Origin of the sequence: Bacteroides clarus YIT 12056 (assembly GCF_900129655.1) — a bacterium.
GTDB classification, from domain to species: domain Bacteria; phylum Bacteroidota; class Bacteroidia; order Bacteroidales; family Bacteroidaceae; genus Bacteroides; species Bacteroides clarus.
In genome coordinates this window covers 1-18,716 of record NZ_FQWK01000002.1, presented here as the reverse complement: position 1 = coordinate 18,716, position 18,716 = coordinate 1, and the positions used below count along the sequence as shown (strand labels likewise).

General features: G+C 36.0%; 9 protein-coding genes. All 9 read left to right on the top strand.

All coding sequences use genetic code 11. The features are described 5' to 3' along the window. The first annotated feature begins 46 nt into the window (after positions 1-46). The 9 genes from BUB52_RS02320 to BUB52_RS02280 all read left to right on the top strand — a co-directional run bounded on the left by BUB52_RS02320 (position 47) and on the right by BUB52_RS02280 (position 18,563). Complete coding sequence (locus BUB52_RS02320) at positions 47-4,135, top strand: hybrid sensor histidine kinase/response regulator transcription factor (RefSeq protein ID WP_009120451.1); 4,089 nt, start codon at positions 47-49, stop codon at positions 4,133-4,135. A 113-nt stretch (positions 4,136-4,248) separates the two neighbouring features. Further along, entirely contained in the window at positions 4,249-6,246 is a 1,998-nt protein-coding gene (locus BUB52_RS02315) for a glycoside hydrolase family 88 protein (protein WP_039950163.1), read from the top strand. Positions 6,247-6,270: 24 nt separating this feature from the next. Then, positions 6,271-7,494 carry a glycoside hydrolase family protein gene (locus BUB52_RS02310; protein WP_039950164.1) on the top strand — a complete coding sequence of 408 codons (1,224 nt, stop codon included), beginning with the start codon at positions 6,271-6,273 and terminating at the stop codon, positions 7,492-7,494. 19 nt (positions 7,495-7,513) lie between these two features. Continuing rightward, the gene (locus BUB52_RS02305; RefSeq protein WP_009120448.1) at positions 7,514-9,961 is read left to right on the top strand and encodes a glycoside hydrolase family 2 TIM barrel-domain containing protein; all 2,448 of its coding nucleotides are present in this window, start codon (positions 7,514-7,516) and stop codon (positions 9,959-9,961) included. A gap of 59 nt (positions 9,962-10,020) precedes the next feature. Further along, on the top strand, positions 10,021-11,127 hold the full coding sequence (locus tag BUB52_RS02300; protein WP_009120447.1) for an alginate lyase family protein: 1,107 nt from the start codon (positions 10,021-10,023) through the stop codon (positions 11,125-11,127). Between the two features lie 25 nt (positions 11,128-11,152). Further along, positions 11,153-12,454, top strand: coding sequence for a glycoside hydrolase family 88/105 protein (locus BUB52_RS02295; RefSeq protein WP_009120446.1), 1,302 nt, complete (start codon positions 11,153-11,155; stop codon positions 12,452-12,454). Between the two features lie 2 nt (positions 12,455-12,456). Next, complete coding sequence (locus BUB52_RS02290; protein WP_009120445.1) at positions 12,457-14,619, top strand: polysaccharide lyase 8 family protein; 2,163 nt, start codon at positions 12,457-12,459, stop codon at positions 14,617-14,619. Between the two features lie 107 nt (positions 14,620-14,726). Further along, the gene (locus BUB52_RS02285; RefSeq protein ID WP_009120444.1) at positions 14,727-16,997 is read left to right on the top strand and encodes a glycosyl hydrolase family 95 catalytic domain-containing protein; all 2,271 of its coding nucleotides are present in this window, start codon (positions 14,727-14,729) and stop codon (positions 16,995-16,997) included. A gap of 9 nt (positions 16,998-17,006) precedes the next feature. Beyond that, on the top strand, positions 17,007-18,563 hold the full coding sequence (locus BUB52_RS02280; protein WP_174263175.1) for a hypothetical protein: 1,557 nt from the start codon (positions 17,007-17,009) through the stop codon (positions 18,561-18,563). Positions 18,564-18,716 lie beyond the last annotated feature (153 nt).

Sequence of the window (18,716 nt, the reverse complement as noted above, 5' to 3'; positions counted from 1 at the left end):
GCGTATTTTTGTGTCACAGTAATACATTGAAAACACATTTAAAAATATGAAGAGGTTTATTCTATTGCTATTTTCATTATTGGTAATCTTGTGGGGAAATGCTCAGAATAATGGGACATTCTATTTTTCAAATCTTAATTTGAAAGATGGTTTGTCTCAGATTTCTGTTCTTAAGATATTGCAAGATTCAAAGGGATTTATGTGGTTCGCTACCCGTAACGGTCTCAATCGTTATGATGGTAGCGAATTTATTATATACAGACATGTTCCAGGAGATTCATTGAGCTTAAGTGATAATTATATCATATCGCTTGCAGAGGATCATAATCATAATTTGTGGATAGGTACATCACGCGGATTAAATAAATTAGACTTGAAAACCAATCGTATAAAGCAGTATACGAATGAGAAGTATGGTGCATTGGCGAAAACAGAGATTCGTAGCTTGCTTGTTGATAGTCGTAATCGTATATGGGTGGGTACATCAATAGGTTTATTCCTTTATATACCTGAAATAGATGTGTTTCAACGTATTGATCTGAATGGTAAGATAAAGAATGAGTTTATTGCTGTAATGTATGAGACTAAGAATCACAAGATATTGATAGGAACTTCTACCAAAGGGTTGTTTGTATGTGATATGGATATGAAAGTACAGAAGAACTATACATCAACAACTTCTTTTCTCTGTTTACCCAATAATAATGTATCTGCTTTATATGAAGATTCTAAAGGATATATTTGGGGAGGAAGTAATCTTAGCGGACTGTTCCGAATGAATATTGATAAAGATGAAATTGTACATTATCATAAAGGTAATAGTGTATTGACTACTAATAGTGTTCGTTGTATTGCAGAGGCTCATGGTATATTATTGGTAGGAACTTTTGATGGGCTTTATACGATAGACCTTTCAGATGATTCTTTTTGGAAACATACAGATGCTTCTCTGGAAAAAGGTAATTTGAGCCATTTTTCTATTTATTCTTTGTTTGTAGATAGCAGTCAAACTATATGGGTCGGTACCTATGCTGGTGGTGTAAGTTATTCGAATAGATTTAATAATCGTTTTGATTTCCATGATCCTACCAGTGTGTTTGATGCTTTATTTGGTATATATGGTAGTATGGTTTGTACGGAAGGTGGGTGTTTGTATATGGCTACAGAGGGGCGTGGCTTACTCGATTATAATTTGAAATCAGGTAGATATTATTATTACCCTATAGACAATGCATCTCGCTTACAGTATAGTCAAAATATAATCAAAGGGCTGTTATTGGATGGAGAGACTTTGTGGTGTGGAACAAACAAGGGAGCTATTTATAAGTTTGATACACGGACGAAAAAATACCAGTTATATTATCAATATCCTAAAGATATGTCTATCTATGCCATGATCTCAGCTAGCGATGGTGGATTGTGGCTGGTAGGTTCAGATCCTAAAATTGGATTGATGCATCTATCTGCGCAAAAAGAGTTGCAAGACACTTTTCCTTCCAAAGGGGGAGAATTGTGCCATGTCCCTAGTTCGCGTTGTATATTGAAACTTAGAGATGGAGTACTGTTAGTTGGCACGCGTAATGATGGTTTGGTGAAGTACGATGTTGTAAACAAAGAATTTACTTACTATGATACGGATTCCCCAAAACCATTTAGACTTTTGAGTAATTATGTAACTAGTATCATTAGAGATACTTTGGGACGTGTTTGGGTAGGTACTTTTGGCGGTGGTATATTGTTGTACGATGAGACAAAAGGAATTTTGAAAACGATTACTCAAGAACAGGGCTTGATTGATAATGATGTTTGTGCTATAGTGGAAGATAAGGAGCATAAATTATGGATAAGTACTAGTAATGGTATTTCTAAATATGACCCTGATAATGACAAGTTCGTGAATTATAATTCTTTGAATGGTGTAGGAGTGTACGAGTTTACTTTGCATAGTGGTACACTTTTGGCTAACGGAGAAGTATGTTTTAGTGGTAATAATGGTTTTGTAACTTTTAATCCACATGAATTGCAACAGAATTCATATGTTCCACCTTTGGTTTTTACGCGTTTGGTAGTAAATAATGAGATAATCAATGTAGGAGATGAAACAGGAATACTTTCTTCTGTTTTGGATGATGTGGTAGAAATCGAATTAAATTATGATCAGAATAATATATCTATAGGTTATTGTGCTTTAAATTTTGTTTTCGCAAGACAGAACCAGTATGCTATTTTTTTGGAAGGGTATGATAAAGAGTGGAATTATATTGGTAATCGTAGAGAGGCGTATTATACGAATTTGAGTCCAGGCACTTATGAATTTGAGGTGAAAGCGTCTAATAATGATGGAGTGTGGAGTCAAGAAACTCGTAAGATTCGTATCATAGTTCATCCACCTTTTTGGAAGACATGGTATGCTTATTTATTCTACGTAGTAGTTTTTATTTCTGTGTTGGTATTAATAATGTATTATATATCAAAAAAACAAAAATTGGAACGTGAATTACAGTTTCAACAGAAAGAACAGCAACAGTTGGAAGAATTTCATCAAGCAAAGATTCGTATGTTTACGAATTTTTCACACGAGCTTCGTACGCCACTTACTTTAATTATAGCTCCTTTACAAGAATTAGTAGCTATGCCTGAATTTTCTTCGCTAGTAAAAAACAAACTTGGTTTGATATTTAGTAATGCTCAACGTTTATTGTTGCTGGTTAATCAGCTAATGGATTTGCGTAAAAATCAAGAAGGAAAACTTAAGTTACATATTACAAAGACGGATATGTATCCCTTTTTGTTGGAGATTTATTATGCATTTAATCATTTGGCTGTAAAGAAATCCATCTCTTTTGTTTTTGAAAAAAAAGAAGAAAACTTATTGGCATGGTTTGATAAAATGCTGATTGAAAAAGTGGTATTTAATTTATTATCTAATGCTATAAAATTCACTCCAAGTGGTGGGAATATTGTATTCTCTTTATCAAAAACGATTTTGTCAGCTTTACCGGTTGAGTCTCAAAAAGAATTAGCACTACCTATAAAGACAGAGTTTGTATGTTTATCTGTTGCTGATTCAGGAAAAGGTATTTCGAAAGAAGATATGAAAAATATATTTGCCCCTTTCTATCAAGGTGAAGATGAAAATAAAGAAAATGTAGGTACAGGTATTGGTTTAAGTTTAACACGGTCCATTGTACATTTACATCATGGAATTATTACAGTTTCGAATAACCGTCCTACGGGAACCGTTTTCAAAGTATATATTCCTATCAGTAGCTTTGCTTATAATACCAATGAACTAGTTAAAGAGGATATAGTTGAAGATGTTATTCCTGCAGATAAAAGTGCTCATTTTGATATTCAAAAGAAATGGACTGTATTATTGGCAGAGGATAATGAGGAGGTTAGACAATATGTCAAGGAAAGTTTGGAACCTTATTTTTATGTATTGGATGTAGGTAACGGAAAAGATGCATTGGATTTAAGTCTTGAAAAATATCCGGATTTAATACTTAGTGATATTATGATGCCGGGAATGGATGGTTTAGAGTTATGTTCTCGTGTAAAGCAGGATTTACAGTTAGGACATATTCCGGTAATCTTAATGACAGCTAAATCAATGGTGGTACATATTAAAGAGGGCTTTTCTGTGGGAGCTGATGATTATATAGTAAAGCCATTCAGTATGGACGTACTCATTTGTCGTATTAATAATATTTTAGAATCTCGTGAAAAGCTCAAAAAATTATATGGTAGAAAATTCTCGCCAGAAGCAATGGGTATTGAAATTGTTTCCGGTGATGATCGTTTTACTCAGAGTTTTTTTGAATTGATTGAGAAAAATATTTCTAATCCGGATTTAGGTATTGATTTGTTAAGTCAGGAATTGGGCTTAAGTCGTGCTAATCTTTATCGGAAATTAAAGGCTGTAACAGAACTCTCGCCAACTGAGCTGATTCGTAATAAACGTCTGGAGGTTGCAGCCAAATTGTTATTGGAGACAAACTACACTGTATCAGAGGTTGCGGTTTATACAGGGTTTAATAGTCATGCTTATTTTACAAATTGTTTTAAATCATTTTATGGTTATTCCCCTTCTGAGTGGGTACAGAGGCATAATGATAAGGAGGAGGGTAGGTAATATTGTATGATTTAATCATCTTTGGAATAGAATCTTAAATGAATAAGACAATATTTTAAGTTGCGCTAGGATAAATCTCTTATCTTAGCGCAAACTTTTTATAGGGAACATACATGAAAAACGTCTTACTTATTATCTGTTTAATTTTACCATCGTGGCTTTTGGCACAATTACCGGGACACAATCCGAAATTGTGGTCGAGAGGTATTGCACAGACGGTTATGACACGTTATCCTTCTGCTGTTACAATACCCTTTAAGCCTTGGTGCTATCCGCAAGGATATTTCCTAATGGGGTTGGATAAACTATGGCAAGTTACTGGTGATACGAAATATTATAACTATATACTGAATTGGGCCAATGAAATGGTACGTCCGGATGGAAGCTTAGTGTATTTTAGTGGTCGTAGTATGGATGATATGATGGCTGGAGCTGTCATAGTATGGGCATATAGATATACTGGTGAAGAAAAATTCAAAAAAGCAGCTGACTTTATAAGGAAAAGTTATGATAGTTATCCACGTACATCTGATGGAATATTTTGGCATGGTAGAGGAACTGTCGGACAAATATGGGTTGATGGTGTCTTTATGGGACAAATGTTTTTGACAAAATATGGATATTATATTGGCGATTCTAAATACTGTTTTGATGAAGCGGCCAGGCAATTGATTGGTATGCATCAGCACCTAATGAAAGAAAATTCAGGTTTGCTTTATCATGGCTGGGATGAAGATAAAGATGCGCATTGGGCTAACTTGTCTACGGGTATGTCCTCAGAAGTTTGGAGTGAAGGTTTAGGCTGGTATGCATTAATATTGGTGGAAACATTAGAGATTTTTCCTAAGAAACATCCACAATATCAAAAAATAGTGGATATAACCCGTAATCTAATGCAAGGGTTGAAAGATAATCAAGATGTTAATAGTGGATTGTGGTATCAAATAGTTGATAAAGGCAATCGATTTGATAATTGGCAAGAGACTTCTGGAAGTGGTATGTTTATTTATTCTATGCAGCGTGCTATAGAATTAGGCATAATTCAGGAAAAGGAGTATGCTAATTGTATAAAAAGGGGATATATAGGTCTGTTGTCTAAGGTTAGGATTAATAAAGATGATGGGTTGATAGATTTATGTGATGCAAATAATGGATTGGGAATTCAAAAAGATTATGATGCTTATGTAACACGTCCAAGAAAACGGAACGGGCAGGAGGTTATATCTTCTTTTTTATGGGCGACAACTATTGTAGAGAATAAAAAAGATAGAATCTCTTATGTAAAGCCTTCGCCTTGTGAGACGTTTGTGTGTACGGATTATTCTCAAGGTAAGGTGTTTGTTTTTGAGAAAGGAGAAAAAGTGTGGGAGCACGATGCGCCTTTGTCTAATGATATATGGGTATTAGATAATGGAAATTTATTATTTACTAAAGGCAATGGAGTTTTGGAAGTGACAAGGAATAACGATACTATTTTTCAATATACATCGCAAAGTCATGTATTTGCGTGTCAAAGACTTACTAATGGAAACACTTTTGTAGGGGAATGTGAATCAGGACGTTTGTTGGAGGTTGATTCTAATGGAAAGATAGTAAAGGACTTATCAATTCTTCCTTTAGGAACGACAAATGGTAAGAAGTCTTTTATGCGAAATGCCCGTAAATTGGAAAATGGGCATTATCTGGTAGCTCACTATGGTGGTAAGCGGGTTGTTGAATATGATGAAAATGGTAATATCTATTGGGAAGTTCCTGTTTCGGGTGGCGCCCATTCTGTAATTCGTTTACCCAATGGTAATACCTTAGTCGCAGTTACAGATATGGATAAGAACCCTCGTATTGTTGAATTTAATTCTGATAAAAATATTGTTTGGGAATTTTCTAATAAAGATATAGAGGGAGCTCCTCTGAGATTTTTATCAGGAATGCAGTATATTCCTGGTATGGGGATTGTTTTTACAAATTGGACTGGTCATGTAAAAGAGAAAGTACCCTATATATATTGGGTTGATTGGAATAAAAATATAATAGAAACCTTTGGACCATGTGCAGATATTGAGTCTGTATCGTCAGTATTTATACCTTTGAAAAACGAAAAAGTATATCATTAATATAAATAATATAGATAAAGTATGATGAATTTTAAGACAGGATTATTGTCCTTATTAGTGTTTTGTGGAGCTTGTAGTCAGGTTGCTCAGAAAGAAGATATTGTGAAAGATAGTTTTGATTTTGCAGGACAACAATTGAAGTTTGCGTTTACAACGATTGACTCAGTAAGAGTAAAGCAGATAGAAGCGGGTTCAAAAAAGAAATTAGTTTCCCCCCGTACGATTGATGATGATGGTTCCTTTAAAATGGTAGCTTCTAAAGATTGGACTAGCGGATTTTTTCCTGGTGAATTATGGTATATGTATGAGTATACAAAAGACGACTACTGGAAAAGTAAAGCACAAGAATTTACGGCTAATATAGAGGATCAGAAGACAAATGGTGGTACACACGATATGGGCTTTAAAATGTATTGCAGTTTTGGAAATGGGTATCGGTTGACGCAAAATACTGCTTATAAAAATATATTATTAGAGTCTGCGACTACTTTGATTACTCGTTATAAACCGACAATTGGTTGTATTCGTTCCTGGGATCACAGTCGTGATAAGTGGCAATGTCCTGTTATTATTGATAATATGATGAATTTAGAATTATTATATTGGGCATTTAAAGAAACCGGCGACTCTGTTTATTATGATATTGCTACGAACCATGCACGTACAACAATTAAAAATCATTTCCGTGATGATTATAGTTCCTATCATGTGATTGATTATGACACAATTAATGGTGAAGTTCTTCATAAACATACACATCAAGGATATAATCATGAATCTGCTTGGGGCAGAGGACAGGCTTGGGGATTGTATGGTTATACGATGTGTTATCGTGAAACGAAATTACCGGAATTCTTAACTCAGGCTGAGAATATAGCAGATTATATTTTTACAAATCCAACGCTACCTGACGATATGGTGACTTATTGGGATTTTAATGCTCCTAATATTCCAAACGAACCGCGTGATGCTTCTGCTGCTGCTGTAATGGCATGTGCACTGTATGAGTTATCTATGTATAATGTGGAAAAGGCTACTCAATATAAACAATGGGCAGATACAATTATAAATAATTTAAGTAAAAATTATAGAGCTCCTTTGAACGGAAATTATGGATTTATCTTACTTCATAGCACGGGAGCACATAATTTTGAACGTGATGCTCCTTTGGTATATGCAGATTACTATTTTTTAGAAGCATTGTTGAAAAAAGAAAAACTGGAAAAGGAAGGTACTGCGATTCTATAAATAGAGTAGTCAATAGGGTATGAAACGTTTTATATTATTGTTAGTGATATATGGTTTTGTTGTAGGGGATTTATATGCTAAAGTGCCTACAACATGCCATAAAATTCGTTTGAAGGATAATTGGGAATTTCTTCGGCAAGATGTAGGTAATATATGGGAGCTGGTGAGACCGGTGAAAAAAGGGCAACCGGAAGAACAACCTATATGGACTCAAGTAACTCTTCCGCATTGTTTTAATGCGGAAGATGCTGTTGATCCTAATGTGAATTATTACCAGGGTCCTGGTTGGTATAGGACTTGTTTAAAACTGAATAATCCTTATCAGAATGGGCGTGTCTTATTGGAGTTTGAAGGTGCCGGGCAAAAAACAGATGTATATATTTATATGACGAAAGTTGGTAGCCATGTTGGTGGCTATGATAGCTGGAATGTAGATATAACGGATGCTGTTCAAACATTTTTGTTAAGCAAGGATGCAGAACGATTTGGTGGAAAAATACCTTTAAGTATTCGTTGTGATAATACGCGGGATGCTGAAATGATTCCTTCTGATTTATCGGATTTTAATTTGTATGGGGGAATCTATCGTTATTTAAATTTAGTGTATTTGCCTGAGGTGTCAGTTGCCTCTTTAAAAATAGTACCTACATTAGATACTAAAATGAAAAAAGCCAGTTTGGATATATCTGGATTGTTTTATAATCCGACAGATATACGCCAAGCTTCAGTTGAGGTTTTTGTAAAAAATCCACAAGGAAAAATTGTTTATGCTCAGAGTCTTGGTGATGTTACCCCGTTGGGTGAGTTTTCCATACAAGGTATTAATTTAGATAACCCTTATCTTTGGGATGTAATATCTCCTCAGTTATATACTTGTGAAGTTGTTGTTACTGCAAATGGACAAAAAATGACAGCCATGGAAAAGTTTGGCTTTCGTTCATTTGAGTTCATAGAGAAAGGCCCTTTCTTTTTAAATGGTAAACGTCTTTTATTAAGAGGGACACATCGACATGAAGATCATGCTGGAGTGGGCGCAGCAATGACTGAGGAACAGATGATACAGGAAATGAAAATGATGAAAGACATGGGAGTTAATTTTATACGGCTTGGTCATTATCAACAGTCAGAAATAATTCTCAATCTTTGTGATGAATTGGGGATTTTAGTATGGGAAGAGATTCCTTGGTGCCGTGGTGGAGTTGGTAATGAAACATATCGTAGGCAGACTAAGCGTATGTTAAATAATATGATTATCCAACATTATAATCATCCTTCTGTTATTATTTGGGGATTGGGTAATGAAAATGATTGGCCAAATGATTTTCCTGTGTTTAAACAGAATGAAATTCGTAAGTTGATGAGTGAGTTGAATACTATTGCACATCAATTGGATAAGACTCGTAAGACCGCTATTCGGCGTTGTGATTTCTGTAGTGATATTGTTGATGTATATTCTCCCTCAGTATGGGCGGGATGGTATCGTGGTAACTATACAGACTATCAAAAAATGTCTAAAGAGGAAATGGAAAAAGTTAGGCATTTCCTACATGTGGAGTGGGGAGGAGACAGTCACGCTGGACGACATGCAGAAGCTGTTGCTCCCTTACGTAAAGAAGGAGAAGTGGAGGGTGATGCGGCCTTGAACGGCTCAGCTTTAGTACTGAAAAAAGGTGATTGGTCGGAAACTTATATTGTAAAATTGATTGATTGGCATTTGAAGGAACAAGAAAATATGCCATGGCTTACTGGTACTGCTTACTGGCCTTTTAAAGATTTTTCTACTCCGGTACGTCCTGCTAACCCTATTCCTTATGTGAACCAGAAAGGGGTGATAGAACGTGACTTTACTCCTAAAGAAAGTTATTATGTTTTTCAGTCTTATTGGACAAAAAAGCCTATGTTGCATATTTATGGACATAGTTGGCCTGTCAGATGGGGAAATGATGGAGATGAAAAAGAAATATTGGTATATTCAAATTGTTCGAAAGTCGAATTATTTGTAAATGGGGAAAGCCAAGGTATCCACCAACGTGATAGTCAAGATTTTCCTGCTGCAGGATTACGCTGGAATGTCAAGTTAAAGAATGGACTTAACACTCTTCGTGCAGTTACAGTTGATACAAAAGAATCATTAACGGATGAATTGACTTTTGAATATCAAACGGAGAAATGGGGAAAAGCTACTGCTTTTCAAGTTAAGGCTACTCCGTTGAAAAGCGGTATTATAAAAGTTGAGGCACAATTAGTGGATGATAAAGGTATAAGATGCTTGGACTCCAGAGAATTTATTTATTTTGATATTGCAGGTGATGGTAAATTGATTCAGAATCAGGGAACGGTTACTGGTTCTCGTAAAATACAAGCTAGAAATGGTCGAGCTCAGATTTTAGTACAGACGCATCAGGGAACTTCGTGTGTGGCTGTAAAAGCAAATAATATTCAAACTTCTTTTATTACGGTAAAATAGATATGAGACAGATAACTATAGTAATATTTGCGGTAATCCTATTTTTTTTATCATCTTGTATGCCTTATGATAGTAAGAAATATGTAGAAGAGATATTAAAAGATGATATTTTGGAGCAAGCAGCCATGAATCTTCAGGAAAGTCCTGTTACAATTACTTCTTTTATTGCCGAACGCAGTGTGGGGGACTGTCACGACTTTTATTCGGAAGGGGATTATTGGTGGCCTAATCCTTTGGATCTTGAGGGTCCTTATGTGCGACGCGATGGGCAGACTAATCCTGAAAATTTTGTAGCTCATCGCCAAGCTATGATACGTTTTAGTTCTATTGTCGGGAATCTTACCTCTGCTTATTTGCTAACTAAGGATAACAGATATGTGGAAAACGTGATGGAACATGTTCGTGCATGGTTTGTAAATGAACAAACTTTTATGAGGCCTAAGTTACAATATGCCCAAGCCATCAAAGGTATCACAACCGGACGAGGGATTGGTATTATAGATACAGTACATCTTATGGAGGTTGCTCAATCTTTATATCGGTTGGAAATAGCCGGGGTACTTTCTAAGAAAGATATTGAAGATACTAAAAAGTGGTTTTCTGATTATTTGAAATGGATGTCTAATCATCCGTATGGGAAAGATGAAATGAATGCGGACAATAATCATGGAACCTGTTGGGTGATGCAAGCTGCTGTTTTTGCACGTTATGTTGGAGATGGTGATATGATGAATTTTTGTCGAAATCGTTTTAAGAACATTCTCTTACCGAATCAGATGAGTGAAAATGGTAGCTTTCCACGTGAACTTGCTCGTACGAAGCCATATGGATATTCTTTATTTAATCTGGATGCAATGGCAACAATTTGCCAAACACTTTCTAGTGAAGCAGATAATCTTTGGAGTTATACGATAGATGGTGTTAAGAATATAAATAAAGGAATAGATTTTATTTATCCTTATATTGTAAATAAAGATAATTGGCCTTTTGCACGCGATGTTATGTATTGGGAAGAGTGGCCAGTGGCACATCCTTTTCTAATTTTTGGAGCTTTGCAAACAAATAATAAAGATTGGATTACTACTTGGGGCAATTTGGAGCATTTTCCAACCACGGATGAAGTAGTTCGTAATTTACCTGTGAGAAATCCTTTACTTTGGATTTGATGGTACAATATAAAATCAAAATATTATGAAATTAATAAAGGAAATAGGGGCTGTTATTTGTTTATGGTGCATTACTTTTTCTATAAATGCCCAAAATAGAGTTGTAACTCAACATTCCGTAGGAACTGTTGTTGAGGGAGAGGTTACAATGAAAATAACTCAAGATATAACAACACGTTATCGGCGTACTACATCTCAAGGGGTAGAAAACGCCAAATTGGATTATTCGCCTGATATCCAATTGAAACAGTTGGCACTTCCTCTATCGGAAACAGTGATGGCACGTTATCCTGACTATCGTATGGCTTATTGGAAAAATTATACATATGTACAAGGGTATATGTTTGAAGCTATGGACCGTTTAGGGCAAGTTACGGGTGATACAAAGTATATTGATTATATGAGAAAATATATAGATCATTTTCTAGATAAGGACGGTAATTACCAAGGGGATCAATTAACCAATCTGGACAATTTTATGACCGGCTCTGCTTTTTGTACCTTGTATGGACGTACTGGAGAGGAAAGATATAAAAAGGCTGCATTACAAATATTGAAAGCTGTGGGAACATATCCTAGTTCTGACGGGCAATTTTGGCATGGTAACCGTAATCCCAATATGTGGATTGATGGTGTATTTATGATGCAAATGTTTTTGATCCGTTGTGCTCAATTTGTAGGTGAGGCTGATTATTGTTATAATATTGCATGTCGTAATATTATTGCGGCAGCCCGTCATTTACAACGTCCGGATGGCTTGGTTCTTCATGCATGGACAACAGAGCCGGAGAAAGCCGTATGGGCTAATAAGGAAACAGGGCTTTCCCCAGAGGTTTGGAGCGAGGGTATGGGATGGTATGCGTTGGTTGTCCCTGAATTACTCGCTTTGTTACCAAAGACACATCCTGACTATAGTCAGATATTGGATATTTATTTGAAAATGTGTCGGGGGTTGAAAAATACACAAGATGTAAGGACAGGTGGATGGTATATGGTAGTAGACAAGGGGAATAATCCGTTGAATTTTATAGATCCATCTGGAACTGCGATGTTTACCTATTCTATTCAGCGAGGGATACAATTAGGGGTGTTGAAAATAAAAGAATATGCTTCTGTGGCCCAAAAAGGTTATCAAAGTTTATTTTCTTTTGTACATGTGAACAGTAAAGGATTACTTGATGTAATAGGAGCTTGTGATGGGGTAACAATTAAACAGAATTTTGTAGAGTATGTAACCGTCCCTAAAATATTAAATGCTAAAGAAGCTGTAGCTGGTATATTATGGGCTGCTGTGATTATGGAAACTGAACAATTGAAATCTAATTAGTTATGTTTGCTCGTAAGATCATTATCTGTATATTTCTGTTAGTTTTACCTAGGACAGTAGAGGCGGTATCTTATAAAGAGTTATCACGGATAAAGCAGAATTTTTCTGTGATATTGGTTCCTTCGGATACAGACCCTTTTCGTTTAAAATCAATACTTTCATCTATTGTCCCTGAAACGGAAGTTTCTGATCAGGTCGTAGTAGAATTGCATCAACGCTACCCTCTTAATGAAGAAAAAATGGCGTTTTATATTTCTTCATTATCTGACAAGGGAGCATGGCCGGATATAAATTATGAAGATAAAAAGCGTTCAGGCTGGGAGCCGAAATTACATGCGGAGCGCATATTAGAGCTGGTGAAACTGTATTATTCAAAACAAACACCTTATTATCAATCTGCGGAAGTGGAAACCGCTATCCATAAAGCATTAGACTATTGGTTCATATCAAAGCCTATATGTTTGAATTGGTGGTACAATCAGATAGGTATTCCAAAAACATTGGGTACTGCATTTGTTTTATTTGAACAAAAGTTGACCTCTAAAGAAAAAAAGGCTGCTATATCTGTGATGGAAAATGCAAAGTTTGGCATGACTGGTCAAAATAAGGTATGGCTTGCAGGTAATGTAATGATGCGTGCGTTGCTTCAGAATGATGCCGGTTTGGTGAAAATGGCACGAGATACAATTGTATCAGAGATTGTAACCGGCAAAGTAGAGGGTATTAAAGATGATTGGTCTTTTCATCAACATGGTGCTCAACAACAATTTGGTAATTATGGCCTTTCTTTTGTAGCTGGTATGAGTTTCTTCTCGGGAATTTTTTCCGGTACTTCATTGGCCTTTGATGAACGACAGTTAGGAATCATAAGCACTTTAATTGATCAAGGCTATCGTTGGACTGTTTGGAGAGGGAAAATGGATGTGAGTTCATTGGGCCGCCAGCTGTTTCATCATGCTCAAGTCCATAAAGCATTAAGTCTTGCTTTCTCTGCATCAGAATTAGGTGGTGGAGAGTCAAGCTCATGTGCTTCAGTAGCTCGCAATTTATTGCAGGAAAATTATGGGACGATGGATCAAAGTCCTTTAATCGGACACAAACATTTTTGGCAATCGGATTATACAATTCATCGCCGACCTCATTGGATGACTTCTGTAAAAATGGCTTCCGACCGTGTGGTTGGAGTTGAAATGATGAATGGAGATAATATGAAAGGTTTTTATATGGCAGATGGTGCTACCTATCTTTATCAGAATGGGGATGAGTATTTGGATATATTTCCTCTTTGGGATTGGCGGCAACTACCGGGAGTAACTACCTTTCGATCTGATGGCCCTATGCCTGTAATCCAAAAATATCACCCTCGTAATGCGGTGTCTTTTGTTGGTGGAATTTCCAATGGAGTACAAGGTGTATCAGCTATGGAGATTAATCGTGCAGGTATCAAGGTACGTAAGTCCTGGATATTTATGAATGATTATGTTCTTTGTTTGGGTACAGGTATTCAAGCTGATAGTAATTTGGTAGTTACTACGGCTCTTGAACAATGTCATAGGAAAGGAGATTTAAAGGTGCTTCAAAATGGGATTTGGAATCAAATTTCTAATCAGTGGCATGCGGTGAGCAGTGAACAACGTTTCTTTCATAATAATGTAGGATATATAACATGGGGAGATAGTACCTCTTGTGTTGCTGAAGTAGCGCAACGTTCTGGACGTTGGCATGATGTAATGCAAATGTATCGCCCTCAGTCGGTAACGGGTGATGTTGTTTCTATTTATTTAGAACATGGCGTTTCTCCTAAGGATAAGAAATATCAGTATCTTATACTTCCTGCCGTAAGCGAAACAGCAGTCAAAAACTTTAATCTATCTTCCATTCGGGTTCTTCATAATGACGAGGGAGCTCAGGTTGTTTACCTGAAAGAGGAAAAAATGTATTGTATAACGGCTTATCAACCGATATCTTTTATCCTCACATCCGGCTGTCCTTTGGATATTTATACCCCTGGGATATATATGCTCCGTGAAGAAGGAGGGAACTGTAATATATGGTGTACTGATCCGACCCAAGATAGAGATATAATAAATTTAAAATTTAACAGTAAAGAAGTTGTGATTCCTTTAACGGGTAGAAAAGGACAGACAATAAATATAAATCTTTGAGATATAGATATTATTTGTGGTTGAGGTATTATTGCAATCATTTGAAATAATAATGCAAGCCTTATAGATAGAAACCTCTTATTTTTGTTTTAAATAATTATAAGACGATGGATATCTATAAGGTTTTTCTTTTGGTATTAGCATTTGCATTAAATATGACTAAAATTTATAGTCAACAGTCAATGGATCAGTATAAAGTTATATTTACTAATCCGCCACAACATGTACCAACTAGTAAGACTCCTGATGCTCCTATTGCCGGTAATGGTGATATTGGTGTAACGATGGGAGGGGGGCCTGATAGTTTACGTTTTTATATAGGCAAGAATGATTTTTGGAGAGCATATCCTGTTTATCCTGGTGGTATCGCGCTTCCCGGTGGTTTGGATATTCTGTTTAAAGAATTAAAAGATGCTTCTTATTATGCAGAACAATTGCCAGGAAGTGCAGAAATAAAAGCGACTTTTTCCACTAAAGCTTGTCAGGTACACTTATCTGCATGGGTAGCGGCAACTGCTAATAAGATTATAATTGAATTACGCTCTGATAAAAAACAAATTGCTCATGTACGTCTTTGGACAGTAGAAGGGAATGGAGCTATAACAGCGCATGGAAATAGTCCGGTTACATGGGTGAGTCGTTCATTCCAAACAACAAAGTTACTAAGTTGGCCTACTCATATAGCATTAGCTATGAATACGGAGAAAGATGAATTGATTTTGAATCCGGGTGAAACTGTACGTTTAGTGATCACTGTTTATACGAATCATGATACTGAAAGTTGGAAAAATAAAGCGATATCAGAGGCAATACAAGTAACAGATACTTTTATAAAACAACTGAGGTGGGAACATCAAACCTGGTGGACAAACTTCTGGAGATTGTCACATATTGATATTGGAGATACATATTTTGAAAAATATTATTATCAGTCGCAATATCTTTTTGCATGTTCATCTCGTAAAGGAAAGTTCGCACCGGGTATTTGGGGACCATTTATTACACAAGATGGAGCTGCGTGGGGTGGTGATTATCATCTAAATTATAATTATCAGGCACCTTATTGGGCTTCATATTCATCTAATCATATTTGCCTAACCGAAAATTTCGACCAACCTTTATTGGATTATATGGAGGCGGGACGGATGTTTGCACGTAAATTGCTGGATTGTGACGGTATTTATTATCCTGTTGGTATAGGCCCTAAAGGGTTATGTACATCGATGTGGCCTTTAACCCCAGAAGAAATGCAGGAGAAATATGCAACACGTGAAAATACGATAGATAACGGGTATAAATTTTTAGGTCAGAAAATAAATGCAGTTTTTAGTGTGGGCAATATGCTAATGCGTTATTATAGTACCTATGATAAGAATTATGCACAAAAAATATATCCTTATTTGCTGGCGTGTGCAGATTTCTGGGAAGATTATCTCACTTTGGAAGATGGGCGTTATGTTATTCGTATGGATCATTTTAATGAAGTAATGCCAAATAAGCGTAACGGTGGAATTTGGCGTGATAAACTTGGAGATTTTAACTCTACACTTTCTCTAGGACTTGTAAGAATGCTTTTTAAGGGTATTTTAGATATGAGTACTTTTTTGGCTGTGGATGAGGTACGGCATACTCATTGGAGCAATATTCTCAAGAAATTAAGTAATTATCCTATAGGTGTATTAGATGGACGTTTGAGCTTAAAAAACATGGAAAGAGGACCTCAAAACAAGGAAGTCATAGCCTCGGGATTAAATAGAGTGTCTATACATGGGTTAATTCTTCCTAGTGGAGTTATGGGACCAATAACCGATTCGGTCTTTAATACTATTTTATTGGGAGACGTGGAACGCTGGTCACACAAACAGCGTATAAAGGGCGATTGGGGAAATACATTGAATAATGGAATTGAAACTTGTTATCCTGGTGCTGTACGTGTAGGCTATCCTTCTGATGAGATTCTTATGCATATGAAAGAAAGAATAGAAATGGCTGTATATCCTAACAGTTGGATTGTACAAGGTGGCGGTGGTATTGAAACCTTTGCTGCAGTACCTTTAACTATCAATGAAATGTTACTTCAAAGTTATGAGGGAGTTATTCGGCTTTTTCCAAATTGGAATTATCAGAAAGATGCCTCTTTTAGGGGGTTAAGAGCGTACGGTGCTTTTTTGGTAACTTCTTCACTTAAGAATGGGATTATACAAAATGTTGATATTATAAGTGAAAGAGGGAGGTTGTGTAAAATAGAAAACCCTTGGAGAAACCAGTCTGTTCAAATTGTTAGAGATGGAAAGTCTGCAGAAATATTATGTGGTAAGTGGTTACAGTTCCCAACTATTATAGGAGAAAAAATAGAACTAAGAGTATATACTAAATAATAAGACATGATGAAATATATGAGTAAATTGATAAGCGGAATCTTAATTGCCGTTTTTAGTATGGGAGTTGTCGCACAAACAAAATTACCACCTGGATGGCAATCTACCTTGGTGAAAGTAACTTCAGATGGTAAATTGGTGTATTATCCGGATAAGCAGGGAAATACTATTCCTGATTTTAGTAGAGTAGGTTATCATCATGGCGATATCTCAATACCTCATTATCCGATAACAAAAATTGTATATCCAATTGAAAATGGGGATAATCGCCAGCATATTCAAAATGCGATTGATGAAATATCCCGTATGGAGCCTGATAAGACTGGACATCGCGGAACAATTTTGTTAAAACGTGGTGTCTATCATATTTATGGAAGTATTCGTATAACGGTTAGTGGTATTATTTTAATGGGAGAGGGGGAGAATATAAATGAAACCCGACTATTGGCGAAAGGTACTGAACGGTTTACTCTAATTCAAGTAAATGGGAGTGGTAGAATAGAAGAAATACCAGGTACCCGTACTAAAATAACGGATACTTTCGTTCCTGTTGGTACTCATTCTTTTCATGTATCGTCATCATCAAACTATAAAGTAGGTGATCGTATAATTGTATATCGTCCAGGAACGCAAAATTGGATACATGACATAAAGATGGACCAGATAGTCGAGAGAAAAGGAACTCGCCAATGGACAGCGCAAGAGTATAATCTTTCTTTTGAGCGAGAAATTGTTAAAATAGAAGGTAATTGTATTTATATAGATAATCCAATTGTTATGCAAATGGATGAGAAATATGGAGGTGGTGAAATATTTAAGTATACCTTTGCTGGCCGAATTAGTGAAGTAGGAATAGCTAATATGTGCTTGGAGTCAGAATTCGAACATTATGAAGATAATCATCATGCATGGATAGGTGTACAATTCGATAAAGTTGAAAATTGTTGGGCTCGTAATCTTACTTGCCGTTATTTTGGATATGCCGCAGTGAGTTGCGAACGTTATGCAAAGAATGTAACTGTGGCAAATTGCCGGTGTTTGGAAACAAAATCAATAATAACAGGTGGTTTACGTTATTCTTTTAATAATTGGGGACAACAGAATCTTTTTATGAATTGTCAAAGTACGGAAGGACGTCATGATTATGTGACAGGTGCTCGTGTATGTGGACCAAATGTTTTTTATAATTGTACTGCTTTTCAAACTTATGCAGATATAGGTCCTCATCATCGTTGGGCAGTTGGAACTTTATATGATAATATAATAACAGACGGAGAGATAAATGTGCAAGATCGAGGACAAATGGGTAGTGGCCACGGTTGGGCAGGTGTTACACAGGTATTATGGAATTGTCGGGCTAAACGGGCTGCTGTACAGAATCCGTGGACATCTGGTAATAACTACAATATAGGTATGAAAGGGCAAAAATATCCTGGACATTTTACAAATCGTCCGGAAGGGATATGGGAAGGTCAGAATGAATTGAATGTTTTTCCTCGTTCATTATATATAGCACAGTTGATGGCACGCCATAAAAATATGGATTTACTTATATTAATGAAATAAGTGGTTTTTTTATTAATATAAGTATTTGATTGTTGTTATTGATAAATATATTGAGATATTTTTGATAGCATTTGATACAATTCTTAAATTCCGTTTATGAAAATTCCACTTTGTTTGCATTATGAAATAACACGATGTTTAACTTTAAAAATG